The 14629-nt window shown below is 61.3% G+C and carries 17 protein-coding genes; 6 read left to right on the forward strand and 11 right to left on the reverse strand.

Annotated elements, in window-relative coordinates:
• Nucleotides 1-141: 141 nt before the first annotated feature.
• The 5 genes from AFIDRAFT_RS12900 to lgt all read right to left on the reverse strand — a co-directional run bounded on the left by AFIDRAFT_RS12900 (nucleotide 142) and on the right by lgt (nucleotide 4690).
• A complete protein-coding gene (locus AFIDRAFT_RS12900) occupies nucleotides 142-1137 on the reverse strand; it encodes a ribose-phosphate pyrophosphokinase (RefSeq protein ID WP_009339919.1) in 996 nt (331 codons plus the stop codon).
• Nucleotides 1138-1245: 108 nt separating this feature from the next.
• On the reverse strand, nucleotides 1246-1869 hold the full coding sequence (locus tag AFIDRAFT_RS12905; protein WP_009339920.1) for a hypothetical protein: 624 nt from the start codon (nucleotides 1867-1869) through the stop codon (nucleotides 1246-1248).
• 120 nt (nucleotides 1870-1989) lie between these two features.
• Complete coding sequence (pgeF, locus tag AFIDRAFT_RS12910; protein WP_009339921.1) at nucleotides 1990-2754, reverse strand: peptidoglycan editing factor PgeF; 765 nt, start codon at nucleotides 2752-2754, stop codon at nucleotides 1990-1992.
• Nucleotides 2751-3860, reverse strand: a complete 1110-nt coding sequence (locus AFIDRAFT_RS12915; RefSeq protein WP_009339922.1) for a class I SAM-dependent methyltransferase — start codon at nucleotides 3858-3860, stop codon at nucleotides 2751-2753. The genes pgeF and AFIDRAFT_RS12915 overlap by 4 nt, the downstream gene beginning before the upstream one ends.
• Complete coding sequence (lgt, locus tag AFIDRAFT_RS12920) at nucleotides 3857-4690, reverse strand: prolipoprotein diacylglyceryl transferase (RefSeq protein ID WP_433994119.1); 834 nt, start codon at nucleotides 4688-4690, stop codon at nucleotides 3857-3859. Before lgt ends, AFIDRAFT_RS12915 begins: the two co-directional genes overlap by 4 nt.
• 230 nt (nucleotides 4691-4920) lie before the next feature.
• Here lgt and AFIDRAFT_RS12925 point away from each other — a divergent pair, with 230 nt between their 5' ends.
• A complete protein-coding gene (locus AFIDRAFT_RS12925) occupies nucleotides 4921-5175 on the forward strand; it encodes an accessory factor UbiK family protein (RefSeq protein ID WP_009339924.1) in 255 nt (84 codons plus the stop codon).
• Nucleotides 5176-5193: 18 nt separating this feature from the next.
• Here AFIDRAFT_RS12925 and AFIDRAFT_RS12930 read toward each other — a convergent pair whose 3' ends face one another.
• Nucleotides 5194-6276: an HD-GYP domain-containing protein gene (locus AFIDRAFT_RS12930; RefSeq protein ID WP_009339925.1), complete on the reverse strand. Its 1083-nt coding sequence runs from the start codon at nucleotides 6274-6276 to the stop codon at nucleotides 5194-5196.
• A gap of 311 nt (nucleotides 6277-6587) precedes the next feature.
• Here AFIDRAFT_RS12930 and AFIDRAFT_RS12935 point away from each other — a divergent pair, with 311 nt between their 5' ends.
• The 3 genes from AFIDRAFT_RS12935 to ychF are packed head-to-tail and all read left to right on the forward strand — an operon-like array spanning nucleotide 6588 to nucleotide 9065.
• Nucleotides 6588-7316: a 50S ribosomal protein L25/general stress protein Ctc gene (locus AFIDRAFT_RS12935; protein ID WP_009339926.1), complete on the forward strand. Its 729-nt coding sequence runs from the start codon at nucleotides 6588-6590 to the stop codon at nucleotides 7314-7316.
• Between the two features lie 18 nt (nucleotides 7317-7334).
• Nucleotides 7335-7940 (forward strand): aminoacyl-tRNA hydrolase, encoded by a 606-nt coding sequence (gene pth / locus AFIDRAFT_RS12940; protein ID WP_009339927.1) that lies wholly within the window; start codon nucleotides 7335-7337, stop codon nucleotides 7938-7940.
• Between the two features lie 27 nt (nucleotides 7941-7967).
• Nucleotides 7968-9065: a redox-regulated ATPase YchF gene (gene ychF / locus AFIDRAFT_RS12945; protein WP_009339928.1), complete on the forward strand. Its 1098-nt coding sequence runs from the start codon at nucleotides 7968-7970 to the stop codon at nucleotides 9063-9065.
• A gap of 20 nt (nucleotides 9066-9085) precedes the next feature.
• On the opposite strand, the gene AFIDRAFT_RS12950 is transcribed toward ychF, so the two are convergent.
• The 4 genes from AFIDRAFT_RS12950 to AFIDRAFT_RS12960 form a co-directional block, all read right to left on the reverse strand.
• Nucleotides 9086-9394 carry a DUF4282 domain-containing protein gene (locus AFIDRAFT_RS12950; RefSeq protein WP_009339929.1) on the reverse strand — a complete coding sequence of 103 codons (309 nt, stop codon included), beginning with the start codon at nucleotides 9392-9394 and terminating at the stop codon, nucleotides 9086-9088.
• An 83-nt stretch (nucleotides 9395-9477) separates the two neighbouring features.
• Nucleotides 9478-9615, reverse strand: a complete 138-nt coding sequence (locus tag AFIDRAFT_RS20045) for a hypothetical protein (RefSeq protein ID WP_009339930.1) — start codon at nucleotides 9613-9615, stop codon at nucleotides 9478-9480.
• Nucleotides 9616-9749: 134 nt separating this feature from the next.
• Nucleotides 9750-10151: a hypothetical protein gene (locus AFIDRAFT_RS12955; protein ID WP_009339931.1), complete on the reverse strand. Its 402-nt coding sequence runs from the start codon at nucleotides 10149-10151 to the stop codon at nucleotides 9750-9752.
• 223 nt (nucleotides 10152-10374) lie between these two features.
• A complete protein-coding gene (locus AFIDRAFT_RS12960) occupies nucleotides 10375-11268 on the reverse strand; it encodes a hypothetical protein (RefSeq protein WP_009339932.1) in 894 nt (297 codons plus the stop codon).
• Nucleotides 11269-11520: 252 nt separating this feature from the next.
• On the opposite strand from AFIDRAFT_RS12960, the gene AFIDRAFT_RS12965 reads away from it, so the two are divergent.
• On the forward strand, nucleotides 11521-13140 hold the full coding sequence (locus tag AFIDRAFT_RS12965) for an ABC-F family ATP-binding cassette domain-containing protein (protein WP_009339933.1): 1620 nt from the start codon (nucleotides 11521-11523) through the stop codon (nucleotides 13138-13140).
• A gap of 11 nt (nucleotides 13141-13151) precedes the next feature.
• Here the strand turns inward: AFIDRAFT_RS12965 and AFIDRAFT_RS12970 are convergent, their stop codons facing one another.
• A complete protein-coding gene (locus tag AFIDRAFT_RS12970) occupies nucleotides 13152-13856 on the reverse strand; it encodes a BglII/BstYI family type II restriction endonuclease (protein WP_156186904.1) in 705 nt (234 codons plus the stop codon).
• Nucleotides 13857-13989: 133 nt separating this feature from the next.
• On the opposite strand from AFIDRAFT_RS12970, the gene AFIDRAFT_RS12975 reads away from it, so the two are divergent.
• Entirely contained in the window at nucleotides 13990-14628 is a 639-nt protein-coding gene (locus tag AFIDRAFT_RS12975; RefSeq protein WP_009339935.1) for an MT-A70 family methyltransferase, read from the forward strand.
• Nucleotide 14629 lies beyond the last annotated feature (1 nt).

Below are 14629 nucleotides of genomic sequence, written 5' to 3' on the forward strand. Positions count from 1 at the left end.
CAAATCGGCGATTGCGACTCCGGCGCGAAAATTTCGCGTCATGCGAGTCCCGCCGGTGCCGTCCGGATGACTCGATGCGGCGCGCGGCGGAGGCCATGCAAACCGGATTGGCAGAAAGGGAAGGGCTGCGAGGGGCGCCGTTCAGTCGAACAGGCTCGACACCGACTCTTCAGAAGCGGTGCGATCGATCGCCTCGCCGATCAGGGTCGCGATCGGGAGCGAACGGATATTCGGGGCGTTGCGCACCGCTTCGGTGGGCTCGATGGAGTCGGTGATGACCAGCTCCTTCAGCTTCGATGCGGTGATGCGGGCAACCGCGCCGCCGGACAGCACACCATGGGTGATGTAGGCGTAAACATCCTTGGCGCCGTTGGCGAGCAGCGCGTCGGCCGCGTTCACCAGCGTGCCGCCGGAGTCCACGATGTCGTCCACCAGCACGCAGGTGTAGCCGGAGACGTCGCCGATCACGTTCATGACCTCGGATTCACCGGCGCGCTCGCGGCGCTTGTCGATAATGGAGAGCGGCGCGTTGATGCGTTTGGCGAGGCCGCGTGCGCGGACCACGCCGCCGACGTCGGGCGACACCACCATGACGTTCTCAAGCTGGAACCGGTCACGGATGTCCTTCACCATCACCGGAGAGGCATAGAGGTTGTCGGTCGGGATATCGAAGAAGCCCTGGATCTGTCCGGCATGCAGGTCGAGCGTCATCACGCGGTCGGCCCCGGCATGCGTAATCAGGTTGGCGACAAGCTTTGCGGAGATCGGCGAACGCGAGCCGACTTTCCGGTCCTGCCGGGCGTAGCCGAAATACGGGATCACCGCGGTGATGCGTCGCGCGGAGGCGCGGCGCAGCGCGTCGATGATGATGAGCAGTTCCATCAGGTGGTCGTTGGCCGGGTAGGACGTAGACTGCACCACGAACACGTCGGAGCCGCGTACGTTTTCCTGAATCTCGACGAAGATTTCCATGTCGGCGAAGCGCCGGACGACGGCCTTTGTCATCGGCAGGTCGAGATAGCTGGAGATGGCCTGGGCCAGCGCCGGGTTGGAATTGCCGGTGACGAGCTTGATCGAACCGTTCTTCGCCGACGCAGAGGCTTTGTCCCGCGTCTTCGTTCCTACGCTCGTCAGCATGTCGGCAGGCCCCTGTTTACCCGGCTCTTTCAGTTGCCGGGGTGATAACAAGCGCATACCGCCGCTGGCAATAAGACGTGCGTTATTTTTCCCGCTGAATCCCGGAATCTATTGGCCGCTGAAGGCCAGTGCCTGGGAGGGCGCGCCCGTTTCCGGCGTCTCGGCGGCCGGCAGGCCCGCCACCGCGGGACCCGCCGTTTCGGGAACCGGCGGAGCCGATTGGGCCGGCGCAGTGCCGCCATTAACCAGATTGGTCAGCCCGCTGAGGCCGGCCTGAGAAATCCTGCGCAGAACCTGATCGCTGGCGGCATCCCAGGCATCGGCTCCGGCGGCGCCCGCGGGTTCGGTGCCGCTGAGGCGGGCGGCGCGGCTCTGGTCGCCAGCATAGACATCCCAGACCCATGCGATGGAGGCGTTATGGGTGCCGCGCTTGACCTGGGCCGCATAATAGCTGCGCACCCGGTAGGTCGGGTTGGCCTCCCGCGACACCACGGAAATATGGCGGGTAGCCCCTTCGGTCTCGAGCACCTTCACGAGGCGCTGGAACACCTGCGGTGGCGGTCCATCGACGGATTCAAAGGCGACGGTCGGGCCGAATCCCTGCGAGGCCGTCGGGCTGGGTCCTTCGGCCGTGCAACCTGCGGTCAGCATCGCCAAGGCGCCAAGCGCCAGCCAGGCAAAAGTTTTTCTCTGGCAAGGCCTTTTCGCCCAACCAAGCTTGTCCGCTGCCATCGTCAGGATTGAAGGCGTCAAAAATCGCTTCCCTAACCGGCGTCTGTCGCGCCGTGGGCCAAACCGATATCGTTAAAATGCATTAACGTCTAGGGCAGACCGGCGGTCGTGGGAGCGTGGTTAATCCAGCACCAGCGCGTGGATGTTGCGCCCGTAGTCGGGCTCGGCGCGGTGTGTCGTCCGGCGGTAGCTGAAAAAGCGCGGGTCGGCATAGGTGTCGAGGCCGACGTCGCCGATGGCTTCGATCCCGGCGCGTTCGAGCCGTGTGCGGATAAAACCGGCAAGATCGAACATCGCGTGATCGGGCCGGGACGAGGGGATGAAGTAACGCGCGTTATCGGCATCGGTCGCGGTGAAGCGTTCGACGAACTCCGCGCCGACTTCGTAGCTTGGCTGGCGGATGAGCGGGCCGATCGCCGCGTGAATGTCGGTTCTGTGCGCGCCGAGTGTTTCCATGGCGTTGAGCGTCGCCTCGATCACGCCGCCGAACGCGCCCTTCCATCCAGCATGCGCCGCGCCGATCACCCGCGCCTTCGGATCGGCGAACAGCACCGGCCCACAATCCGCGGTGGTGATGCCGATGGCCAATCCCGGCGTACGCGTTACCAGCGCGTCGGCATGCGGCCGCTCATCCGTCGGCCATGGCTCGGTGACGATTGCGACATCCGGCGAATGCACCTGATAGACGGTGAGGAAATGCGATGGCTGCACATGGAGCGCACTCGCCATGCGGCGGCGGTTTTCGTTGACGCGCGCCGGATCATCCTTCGAGCCGAGTCCGCCGTTCAGGCTCTCGTAAATTCCTTGCGAGACGCCGCCCTCGCGGGTGAAGAAGGCGTGGCGCAGCCCCGGCAGGTCCGACAGCAATGACGATGTGACGATCATGAAGGCGTATTGGACAGCGCTGCGAGCGCTGGAATCGAGGGATGCGACAGGCCGAGCACCTTGAACAGCGAGCCCATCGCCTTAGGGCCGCTCTCGACCAGCCGTTTCAGCGCGCTGGCGACATCGCCCGCGCTTTGCGATGCGGAATGCTTGATGAGCGTTTGCGCACGCGTCTCGATGCCGAGATGACCGAGGAACGTGCCCTGTTCGACGGGGCCATGCGCAAGCACGCCCATCGATTGCGCGGCATCGGCGAGGGCCTGGAAATCGACATGGGCGGTGAGGTCGGCGGTGCCGGGCGCACGCAGCGGATCGGTGTATTTGTGTTTGGCGACGGCCTGGAAGGTATCGCCCGCGTCAGAGCGGATATGGCCGTAGTCGATCAGGAGCGCGGCGCCGCCGAACTCGCGGATGCGGCGCGCGAGCGCCATGATCTCGTTGGTCTCGCGCCATTCGAAGATCGTGCCGTTCGGTGCGTTGCGGACGTGAGGCGGCACCGAGACCTCGAAGCGCGGCGTCGGCTCGGGCGCGGTGGTGAAAACGAAAATATCGTCGTCGACGTCCACCATGCGCTCGTGCCAGCCGGTGTCTTTCTTGACCATCTGATGGATCGGCAGCACGTCGAAATACTCATTGGCGAGAATGATCGCCGGGCCGTCCGGCACGTCGCTGAGCAGATGGTGCCACTGAAACGGCTTCACGTCCGCGAGCGTGTCGCGTTGGATCGCGCGCAGCGACGGGCTGACCTCGACCAGATGCACGTCGATCGCGTCGAAGAAGGCAGGGAGAATCCGGATCGCGCGCAACGCGTCCGCCATCATAGTGCCGCGGCCGGGGCCGAGTTCGATCAACTGGACGTGCTCGGGCATGCCCATTGCATTCCAGACCGAGGCCGCCCACAGGCCGATCAGTTCGCCGAACATCTGGGAAATCTCGGGCGCGGTGGTGAAGTCGCCGCCACGGCCGAGCGGATCGCGGTTGACGTAATAGCCGTATTCCGGATGCGTCATGCAGAGCTGCATGTAGCGCGAAACCGGCATCGGTCCCGCAGTCGCGATCAACTGGCGCAGATAAAGCTCGAACGGCGTGTATTCGATCTCGGTCACGATGCCTCGTTGTTGCGCGCGCCGCGCCGTAACGCCACGCCGATGAATGTCAGCCCCGCCACAATCATGGGGGCCGACAATATCATTCCCATCGTCAAACCGCCCCACAGAAATCCGAGTTGCGGGTCCGGTTCACGGAAAAATTCGCCGGCGATGCGCGCAAGCCCATAACAGGTTGCGAAAATACCGATGATGAGTCCGGGACGCTTCAGCGCGCCGCAGCGAATGGCCACTGCAAGGATGATGAACAGCAGCACGCCTTCGAGTCCGGCCTCGTAGAGTTGGCTCGGATGGCGCGGCACGGGGCCGCCGGTCGGAAACACCATCGCCCATGGCAGGGTCGGATCGGCCGGCCGGCCCCACAATTCGCCATTGACGAAATTTGCCAGCCGTCCGAGCAGCAGCCCGATGGGGCCGACCGCGCAGGTGACATCACCAAGCGACAGCACCGGAATCTTGCGGTGATACCCGAACGCCAGCACGGCGATGACGCAGCCGAGGAAACCGCCATGGAACGACATGCCGCCGTTCCACAATTCAAAAATCTGCGCCGGGTGAGCGATGAAGAAATCGAGATTGTAGAACAGCACGTAGCCGGTGCGTCCGCCGAGAATGATGCCGAGCGTCACCCACAGAATGAAATCGTCGAAATCGAGCGTGGTCATCGGCGCGCGGCCGCCCCACAGCTTCTCGGTGCGGATGATGCTGCGGGCATAGAGCCAGCCGATGACGATGCCGCCGATATAGGCCAGCGCATACCAGCGGATCGCGAGCGGCCCGAGCCTGATCGCGATCGGATCGAAGGCCGGAAACTGGAGCAGGAGCGGGATGAACGTCGCGGTAAGGAGGATGGTGGACAGCATCGGCGGTTCGATCCCCGTGGACGATCATCACGTCATGCGGTCATGGCCGCTGTGATGGGGGGAAGTCAAGCATGCCCATCAAGCATGGAAAGTTAATGGCGCGATCGCATCAAAGCCCCGCGAGACGGCTTGCGCCCGCGCCTTTCGATCCCCATTGTGTGCTTCAGAACCGGCCGTGGCCGCCATCGGAGATGAAGATGACCCAGACCAACAACCGCTTTTTCGATGAAGTCGCGCGCCTGATGAACGACGCCGCCGGCGCCGCCCAGGGCGTCAAGCGCGAGATCGACACAGTGGTGCGGCATCAGGCCGAGCGGATCCTTAACGATCTCGATCTCGTCAAGCGCGAGGAATTCGACGTGGTCAAGGACATGGCGCGGCTCGCGCGCGAGGAGAACGAGGCGCTGAAGGCGCGGATCGCCGCGCTCGAAGCCAAGCTCGGCGGCGGCTAGCGGAAAGCAGGAAAGCCGTTACGCCGCCAGCACCACCGGGCGGAACGCCTGGAGCAGGGGCTGGTCGATCTGCGTCTGCATCCGTTCCATCACCGCGATAGCATCCTGATGCGACATCGGGGGGCTGTCGGCGCGATCCTCGACCAGCATCGCGAAGATGTCGATGATGGTGATCATACGCACGATATCCGAAATCTGATCACCGCTCAGTTGCTGCGGATAGCCGGTGCCGTCGAGCAGTTCGTGGTGGTGCAGCACCACGTCGAGCATCTCCGGCGGAAAATCGCCATGCGCCTTGAGCACGTCGTGACCGATCTGCGAATGCTTGGCGAGTTCTGCTTCTTCGTCCGGTGTCAGCGCCTCGGGTTTGTCGAGGATCGCGGCCGGAATGTAGGCCTTGCCGACATCGTGGATCAGGGCTGCGCGGGCGAGGCGGCGCTGGTCTTCATTGCGCATCCCGAGATGCTGGGCGAAGGCGACGGCATAGCCGGTGACGAACAGCGTGTGACGGTAGCTGCGAACATGATGCTTGTTGATGGCGACAAGCCATTCGCGCAGGCTTGAGCGGCGCAATGCCCGCAGGATCTTGTCCTCGGCATGGACGATGTCGCTGTAGGACAGCGGCATGCCGGCCGGCAGCTTTTCGAAAATGCGGACCATCACATCCTGAGCGGCGGAGATTCCTTCGCTGAGCACGATGCTCGCGCTGGTCTCTTCCTCCGTTTGCGGGAAAGAGAGGGCAACGCGCTGCAGGATGGTCTTGGGATCGAATGGCCAGCGGATGGTGTCGGTTGCGCCCAGCGACCATGCCTGGGTGGCCTCCCGGTGCAATGAATCCGACAGCACGAACAGTCGCGGCATGCCCTGATAGGCCTTGCCGGTCAGTTTGCGGCGAACCGTCTGGACGCTTGGAACCGAGGACAGATCGATGTCGATGACGATGCCCGCATAGTTATCCGGATCGTCGGGCATCTCGGCGGTGGTCATGCGTTCGACCTCGCCTGCCTTGGTCAGGATGGCGATCAGGTCGTCGCTGCGGTCGTTACGGTCGGATGCAAGGAGCACGCGCCTTCTGGCGGCGGACCTATATGCAAGCGTCATCTTGGCCTCTTCTGGAACCCCACTTTGCCGGGCCAGGCGTTCTTCCGGCACCGGAACCCTAGGGCAAAGTTCCGATAAAACCGTTTCGGAACCCTTAGAATTTTACCTTTCAGCCGATTTTTGCCGATGGGAGTTTCCCGAGCCTTGGAATGGTTTCGGCCCGGTTTTCGCGCGCCATTCCTTGTCTTTTCAGGCCGTTGGGGCTAAGAACCGGCTCGTTCGCGGCCCCCGCACCCCTGGAGGCTTGCCGCGACGATCGAACGGGCCGCGTTTGCGGCCCTTAAATTTTGTAAAAACAAGGACTTACAACTATGGCGACCGTCAAGGAATTGAAGGCGACCGCTCGTCCGAAGGCCGGCAAGGGGGCCGCTCGGGCTGAACGTCGTGCTGGCCGCGTGCCGGCGGTGATCTACGGCGACAACAAGCCGCCGGTCACGATTTCGCTGGACGACAAGGCTCTGCGTCAGAACATCTTCGCAGGCCACTTCCTCACCACGCTGTTCAACATCGATCTCGATGGCCAGAAGCATCGCGTGATTCCGCGCGACTATTCGCTCGATCCGGTTAAGGACTTCCCGCTGCATGTCGATTTCCTCCGCCTCGGCAAAGGCGCGACCATCCGCGTTAGCGTTCCGCTGCACGTGAAGGGCGCCGAAGTTTCTCCGGGCGTGAAGCGTGGCGGCACGGTCAACATGGTGAACCACACGGTCGAACTCGAGGCGGATGTCGAGCAGATTCCGCAGTTCATCGAAGTCGACGTGTCCAAGCTCGAAATCAACAACTCGCTGCACCTCAGCGACGTTCAGTTGCCGAAGGGCGTGAAACCGGTCTCGCGCGACGACGTGACGCTCGTCACCGTCGTGCCGCCGTCGGGCATGGGCGAAGAAGCCAAGCCTGCTGCGGAAGCCGCTGCTGCGGCGCCTGCGGCTGGTGCCGCGGCTCCCGCCGCCGGTGCTGCGGCTCCCGCGGCTGGTGCAGCGAAGGCTCCCGCAGCCGGTGCTGCCAAGGCCCCTGCGGCCGGCGGCGACAAAAAGAAGTAAGAGAAGACTGCCCGCGCCATGCGCCTGTTCGTCGGACTGGGAAATCCCGGATCGAAGTACGAAGGCAACCGGCACAATATCGGGTTCATGGTTCTCGACGAAATGGCGCGGCGTCACGGTTTCTCACCGTGGCGCCGTCGCTTTCAGGGCGAGACCTCCGAGGGTGTGCTGGACGGCGAGCGTGTCATTCTCCTGAAGCCCGCGACCTACATGAACGAATCCGGTCGCGCGGTGCAGGAGGCCGCGAATTTCTTCAAGCTCGGCGAGAGCGATGTCGTGGTGTTCCACGACGAGATCGAATTGCCGCCCGCGAAGGTTCGCGTCAAGGTCGGTGGCGGCATCGCCGGGCACAACGGCTTGCGCTCGATCTCGTCGCATGTCGGCAACGAATACAAGCGCGTGCGGATGGGGGTGGGCCACCCTGGCGTCAAGGAACTGGTGCACATCCATGTGCTGAACGATTTCGCGAAAGCGGAGCGGCCCTGGGTCGAGGCATTGTGCGATATCGTGTCCGATAACGCCGCGCTGCTTGCGCAGGGCAAAGACTCTGCGTTTCAGAACAAGGTCCATCTTGCGATGGACGCCAAGGGCTTCGGTCCGAAGGACGACACCAGCGACAAGTAAACTGGCGCTGACGATCAAGGGGATATCATGGGATTCAAATGCGGCATTGTCGGATTGCCGAACGTCGGCAAGTCCACGCTGTTCAATGCGCTGACGGAAACGGCGGCGGCGCAAGCGGCGAACTATCCGTTCTGCACCATCGAGCCGAATGTCGGCGCGGTCGCGGTGCCGGACCCGCGGCTCGACAAACTGTCCGAGATCGCCAAGTCGGCGCAGATCATCCCGACGCAACTGACGTTCGTGGATATCGCAGGCCTTGTGAAGGGCGCGTCCAAGGGCGAAGGACTCGGCAACCAGTTTCTCGCGACCATCCGCGAGGTGGATGCGGTGGCTCATGTGGTCCGCTGCTTTGAAGATTCCGACATCACCCATGTCGAGGGTAAGATCGCGCCGCTCGCGGACATCGAGACCATCGAGACCGAGCTGATGCTCGCGGATCTCGAAAGCCTCGAGAAGCGCGTCGATAATTTGAGCAAGAAGGCGAAGGGCGGCGACAAGGACTCCAAGGAGCAGCTCGATCTCGTCGAGCGTGCACTGAAGCTGTTGCGTGACGGCAAGCCCGCGCGCTTTCTCGAGCGCAAGCCGGAGGAGGAGCGGACGTTCCGCATGCTCGGTCTCCTGACCTCGAAGCCGGTTCTTTACGTCTGCAATGTCGAGGAAGGCGCGGCCGCCACCGGCAACGCATTCTCGCAGTCCGTGTTCGAGCATGCGAAGAAGGAAGGCGCGGTCGCGGTGGTGATTTCCGCCAAGATCGAATCCGAGATCGCGACGCTGTCACGCGAGGAGCGCGCGGACTTTCTCGCGACTCTCGAACTGGAGGAGGCGGGCCTCGATCGCCTGATCCGCGCCGGCTACGACCTTCTGCACCTCATCACTTACTTCACCGTCGGTCCGAAGGAAGCCCGCGCCTGGACTATCACCAAGGGCACCAAGGCCCCGGGTGCCGCGGGCGTGATCCATACCGACTTCGAGAAGGGTTTCATTCGCGCCGAGACCATCGCTTACGACGATTACGTCACCCTGGGCGGTGAAGCGGGGGCGCGCGATGCGGGCAGGCTCAGGCTGGAAGGCAAGGAATACGTGGTCGCCGATGGCGACGTGATGCACTTCCGGTTCAACACGTAATTGAAATGGCGTGCTGCGGTTCAGAACCGCGGCTGCGTGTCGGTGCGTCCCTGCTCGCGGATCGCGCCGAGGTGTTCGTTGATCCGGAATACGATCAGCACGAATTCGGCAGCGATGCGCGAAAACACCACGCCTGCGACGACGCCAGCGATCGCCATCAGCACCATGATGAATCCGGCGAACGGGCTGATCGCCATCTGCAGCAACCCGCCGAAGATTCCCGAGATGCCGCCGAGAATGACGAGCGCAATCACCAGCCAGTAAAAGGTCTTGATGATCGTTGGCGTGATGAAACGGTCCCACTGGAAAAGATCGTTGATCTGAAACATGCGCAAATCCCCTGTTGCGTTTGATTTAATTCTCGCACGGCGCATGCGCCGGAGAAAGCCGCAACAGCGTTCTTTTTCGTTGGTTACTTGATGTAGGCAAGCGACAGCACCACGACGGCGATGGCGAGAAACAGCACAAAGCGGATCAGGATGATCGCGATGTTCTGTTTTGAGGAGGGAAGCGGAATCGGCTCCGCGGTGTCGGGTTTAATAATCTTCACGGTTTGACCCCTGCATGACGCGCCGGGATGGCGCATTCATTAAGTCGCGCGAGACACGCGGCAGGTTCAAACCGGCGACGGGGCCGCACCGGATGGATGGGCGGCCCTGCCGATCATGGGGTGAGACCGGGGTCCTACTGCTCGGACGGCCGCTTCCACTGTGCGATGCTGTCGGCAATCATGCGGGTCGACTTCATCGCGGTCTGGCTCAACTGGGCGAAGCTCGCCAGCTCACGCTGCACGCGCTGACCCTCTTCATGCATGAAGCCGCGAAGGTTCTCGAGCTCGGTGATCAGGGTATCGATTTCGCTCGCGGATGCGCCGGCGACACGCTGGATCAGCGTGTTGACGTTGTTGACGGTGGCCTCGGCGGCCGCATCCGGGCTATCGCCGGAGTGCAGGATCGAAGGCGTCTTGCGCAAGTAGGCGATATCGTTGCGGACGAAATCGCGGATGCCGGCCTCGACATCGGTCACGGCGGCGAGATTGTCGTCGATTTCGTTGGTTTCGATTTTTTCTGACGGCATGGCGTTCATCGGCTTTCTCCTTTTCGCAAGGCCTGCGAGCGGTTGTCCCCCGCACGACGAAGGTGAGGCGGCATTACTTCAACGGATCGTGACCATAACGAGGCAGGAGTAGGGTAATCGTCCGCGCCTTTTGTGGACAAGACGATATGGCGGTGCAGCTGCGCTGGCATTAAGATGGCATTTACATCGTATTGCGAAATGAACGGGTTCCCGCCGGCGTTCGGGAATGCAGCTACCAGTGATATTTGTATCCGGCGGTGAGGCTCTTGTTGTCGAAGCCATCGGCGGTCTGGGCATAAGTGCCGGATATGCTGACGCCGCCGAACAGCTTCTGCTCCGCGCCGACGCGGCCGAGCCATTTGTTATCCAGAGAAGATTGGGTCTCGCCTGCGATCAGGCTCGTGCCGGTTTCGCGGAATTCGAGCTTCGCCGAGCGATCGACTTCGATGCTGCGGCCCGTGCGCGGCCCAAGGCCTGCAATCGGCGTATCCAGCGGCTGCGCCACGGCATAACCATTCTGTACGGTGAGGGCATACTGGTTGTTGTCAATCGGAATCGTCTTGCTGATCGCGGTGCCGATCTTGTTCTGGTCGGCGGACGGATCGATCCGCGCATTGAGCGATGTCTTGTCCCAGATGCCGGCGACGCCGGGCGCGCTCATGGTCGCCCAGACGCTGCCGCCGGATTGCAGCGATGTCGTATCGCCCTGCGCCTGACGCGCGAGCAGTTCGCCTGAAGTAACGGGGCCATCGGGCGCGACGTTCATGTCGGCGCCGACCTTGGTGTCCCAGAACGGCAGCACCGACCGTTTTACGGTGACGGCGGAGCCGCCGTCGTCTTTCTCGGTGCGGTCCCAGTTCGCACTCGGTCCGGACAGCGTCGCGGGCGCACGATATTTATACGTCTTGTCGATCGTCACCGGAATGGAGGGGTCCAGCAGACTCCATTCAAACGCGGTCGGCTCCGGTACATCCGCTGCTGCCTCGTCCTTGGTCTGCGTCGGCTGGTTGGACTCATCGTCCTGCGCGCGTGCGTGCGCCGCCGCCGCTGACAGCATCAGCAGCGCGGCAGGCAAAGCGCACCCCGCCCGGATCTGGCGCGGAACTCTGGCAAGCAAAGAGATCATCGGTTTCTCGCAAGACGGGGCAACAGGCCGCCGACCTCAAACGATGCCGGTTAATAACATGTTTCGAGGGTGCGGTTCAGCCCTCGGCACATCACGTCATGCACAAATATTTCTCATGCGTGTTGCCGCAATGATGTCGCATTTCTGAAATTCGCCGGTCGTGGCTCATAAGGGAACTATGCCCTTTCGCAACGGCCGCGCATGCCGTAAGAGCCTGCGCAAATCCTTCATCTCTCATCATTCAACGGCGTCATGATTCGTTTCGACAATATCGGCAAGCAGAACGGCCATCAGATCATTTTCATCGAGGCGCAGGCGACCCTGCTCAAGGGCGAGAAGATCGGCCTGGTCGGCCCCAACGGTTCCGGCAAGACCACGCTGTTCCGCCTCGCCACCGCGCAGGAACTTCCCGACGAAGGCCAGGTCGCGGTCGAACGCGGTGTGTCCATCGGCTATTTCAGCCAGGACGTCGGTGAGATGGCAGGGCACAGCGCTGTGGCCGAGGTGATGAACGGCGTCGGCCCGGTGAGCGAAGTCGCGGCCGATCTGAAAGAGCTTGAAGCCGCGATGGCCGACCCGGACCGCATGGACGAGATGGATGAGATCATCACGCGCTACGGCGAGGTGCAGGCGCGTTTCGAGGAGCTTGACGGCTACGCGCTGGAAAGCCGCGCCCGCGAAGTGCTCGCGGGGCTCAGCTTCACGCAGGAGATGATGGATGGCGATGTCGGCAATCTCTCCGGCGGCTGGAAGATGCGCGTGGCGCTGGCGCGGATTCTCCTGATGCGTCCGGACGTGATGCTGCTCGACGAACCGTCGAACCATCTCGACATCGAAAGCCTGATCTGGCTGGAGGGTTTTCTCAAGAATTACGATGGCGCGCTCTTGATGACCTCGCACGACCGCGAGTTCATGAACCGTATCGTCAACAAGATCATCGAGATCGACGGTGGCACGCTGACCTCCTATTCCGGCAATTACGAATTCTACGAACAGCAGCGCGCGCTGGCCGACAAGCAGCAGCAGGCGCAGTTCGAGCGTCAGCAGGCGATGCTGGCGAAGGAGATCAAGTTTATCGAGCGCTTCAAGGCGCGTGCCTCGCATGCCGCGCAGGTGCAGAGCCGGGTGAAGAAGCTCGACAAGATCGAGCGCGTCGATCCGCCGAAACGGCGCGAGACTGTGTCGTTCGATTTTCCGCCTGCGCCGCGCTCGGGCGAGGATGTCGTTACGCTGAAAAGCGTTCAGAAGGGTTACGGCGAACGGCGAATCTATGATGGCCTTGATTTTCAGGTCCGCCGCCGTGAGCGCTGGTGCGTGATGGGCATCAACGGCGCGGGCAAGTCCACGCTGTTGAAACTCGTCGCGGGCGCGTCGGAGCCGGACGAGGGCGATGTCGCGGTCGGCGCCAGCGTGAAGATGGGTTATTTCGCCCAGCACGCGATGGACCTGCTCGACGGCGAGCGCACGGTGTTTCAGTCGCTGGAGGATTCATTCCCGCAGGCCGGGCAGGGCTCGCTGCGCGCGCTGGCTGGTTGTTTCGGCTTTTCCGGCGATGATGTCGAGAAGAAATGCCGCGTGCTGTCAGGCGGCGAGAAGGCGCGCCTCGTGATGGCGAAGATGCTCTACGATCCGCCGAATTTTCTGGTGCTAGACGAGCCGACCAACCACCTCGACATCGCCACCAAGGAAATGCTGATCGCGGCGCTTGCTCAATATGAGGGCGCGATGCTGTTCGTCTCGCATGACCGCCACTTCCTCGGCGCGCTCTCCAACCGCGTGCTGGAATTGACGCCCGACGGCATCCATCAATATGGCGGCGGCTACACGGAATATGTCGCGCGCACCGGCCACGAAGCGCCGGGGGTGGGATAGAGAGAACGAACCTATTCGTCTTCTTCTTCTTCGTCTTCGTCGTCGATCAACCCAGCCTTCTTCGCCGCCTTTTTGGCTGCTTTGTCTGCTTCAACTTTGGCCTTTAAAGCTAAATAGGCGGCCTCTCCATCATCCACAAAATTTTCCGGTTTGATCGCGAATGTTAGTACGGGGCATCCCCCGCCACCTCCACCCTCGACCTTTGGCCAGAGTTTTTCGTGATGTGTCGTCGCCTTCCCGTAAGATGAGCCTTTTCCGATACTTTTAAAAATTTCCTGTAATTCCCATGACCTAGTAATGACAACGCCTACTTGAATTGCTCGCAAATCGAAGAGAAGTCGAAAGTTATTTAAATCACGGTCGAAAAATGGGTCTTTGTTGTTCCACTCCATCTCAACGGCCACACCTGCCTTAAAACAATCAACCGCGTGAGTTGGGCTTTTAATCTCTATGTCATCGACAATGATCGATGTATCGAAGTTTTTTTCGACCCATCCTTTTGCATACAGTGGTTCATCAATGCGACGACTAATGAGCGAACGATTGCCGCCGCCAATTCGAACTTCTGATTTCAGTAACGTGAAATCACGCAGAACCTCTTGGAGTTCGCTCCATTCGTTTGGGCACGCTGTTGCCAAAACACCAGTAGCATTTCGCCACTCTTTAACGTGGTAACGATCCAATAAATCGGGCGGGATGAGATGGATTGTCGACATAAAACCGAACAATGATGAGAGGGCGGTACAGAATCTTATCACCAAGTATCTTGAGAACATATCATGAACATGATATGGTGCAAAACATACAGTACGGGTATCGATCTTTATGGCTAATAAGGTTGATTCGTCGATGACTTTGCCCGCGAAAGATCTGCTGAGCTTCGCTGGTCAGCGCCGATTTTCGACAATTCTTGCCGACCCTCCTTGGCAGTTCACGAACAAGACCGGCAAGGTTGCGCCGGAGCATAAGCGACTTTCGCGCTATGGCACCATGAAGCTCGATGAAATCATGATGCTACCTGTGGCGGATATAGCTGCACCCACGTCACACCTTTACCTTTGGTGCCCCAATGCGCTGCTGCCTGAAGGTTTGGCGGTGATGAAAGCGTGGGGCTTCAACTATAAATCCAATATTGTGTGGCACAAAGTCCGCAAGGACGGCGGCTCTGATGGTCGCGGCGTAGGATTCTATTTTCGTAATGTAACTGAAGTAATCTTGTTTGGTGTGCGCGGGAAAAACGCGCGCACGCTTGCGCCGGGGCGGCGCCAAGTGAATTTATTGGCCACGCGCAAGCGTGAGCATTCACGCAAGCCAGATGAGCAATACGAGATTATCGAGTCCTGCTCGCCGGGGCCATTTCTTGAACTGTTTGCGCGGGGTACCCGCAAGAACTGGGCGACGTGGGGCAATCAGGCTGATGACGATTACAAGCCAACGTGGAAGACTTACGCGCATCATTCGCGTGCAGGGTTGGTAGCAGCGGAGTAAC

Origin of the sequence: Afipia sp. 1NLS2, assembly GCF_000178995.1 — a bacterium.
GTDB lineage: Bacteria > Pseudomonadota > Alphaproteobacteria > Rhizobiales > Xanthobacteraceae > Afipia.

Coding starts and splice junctions, on each gene's coding strand:
- AFIDRAFT_RS12900 (WP_009339919.1), bottom strand. CDS start 1,137: ATGCTGACGAGCGTAGGAACGAAGACGCGGGACAAAGCCTCTGCGTCG.
- AFIDRAFT_RS12905 (WP_009339920.1), bottom strand. CDS start 1,869: ATGGCAGCGGACAAGCTTGGTTGGGCGAAAAGGCCTTGCCAGAGAAAA.
- pgeF (WP_009339921.1), bottom strand. CDS start 2,754: ATGATCGTCACATCGTCATTGCTGTCGGACCTGCCGGGGCTGCGCCAC.
- AFIDRAFT_RS12925 (WP_009339924.1), top strand. CDS start 4,921: ATGACCCAGACCAACAACCGCTTTTTCGATGAAGTCGCGCGCCTGATG.
- AFIDRAFT_RS12930 (WP_009339925.1), bottom strand. CDS start 6,276: ATGACGCTTGCATATAGGTCCGCCGCCAGAAGGCGCGTGCTCCTTGCA.
- AFIDRAFT_RS12935 (WP_009339926.1), top strand. CDS start 6,588: ATGGCGACCGTCAAGGAATTGAAGGCGACCGCTCGTCCGAAGGCCGGC.
- pth (WP_009339927.1), top strand. CDS start 7,335: ATGCGCCTGTTCGTCGGACTGGGAAATCCCGGATCGAAGTACGAAGGC.
- ychF (WP_009339928.1), top strand. CDS start 7,968: ATGGGATTCAAATGCGGCATTGTCGGATTGCCGAACGTCGGCAAGTCC.
- AFIDRAFT_RS12950 (WP_009339929.1), bottom strand. CDS start 9,394: ATGTTTCAGATCAACGATCTTTTCCAGTGGGACCGTTTCATCACGCCA.
- AFIDRAFT_RS12955 (WP_009339931.1), bottom strand. CDS start 10,151: ATGAACGCCATGCCGTCAGAAAAAATCGAAACCAACGAAATCGACGAC.
- AFIDRAFT_RS12960 (WP_009339932.1), bottom strand. CDS start 11,268: ATGATCTCTTTGCTTGCCAGAGTTCCGCGCCAGATCCGGGCGGGGTGC.
- AFIDRAFT_RS12965 (WP_009339933.1), top strand. CDS start 11,521: ATGATTCGTTTCGACAATATCGGCAAGCAGAACGGCCATCAGATCATT.
- AFIDRAFT_RS12970 (WP_156186904.1), bottom strand. CDS start 13,856: ATGTCGACAATCCATCTCATCCCGCCCGATTTATTGGATCGTTACCAC.
- AFIDRAFT_RS12975 (WP_009339935.1), top strand. CDS start 13,990: ATGACTTTGCCCGCGAAAGATCTGCTGAGCTTCGCTGGTCAGCGCCGA.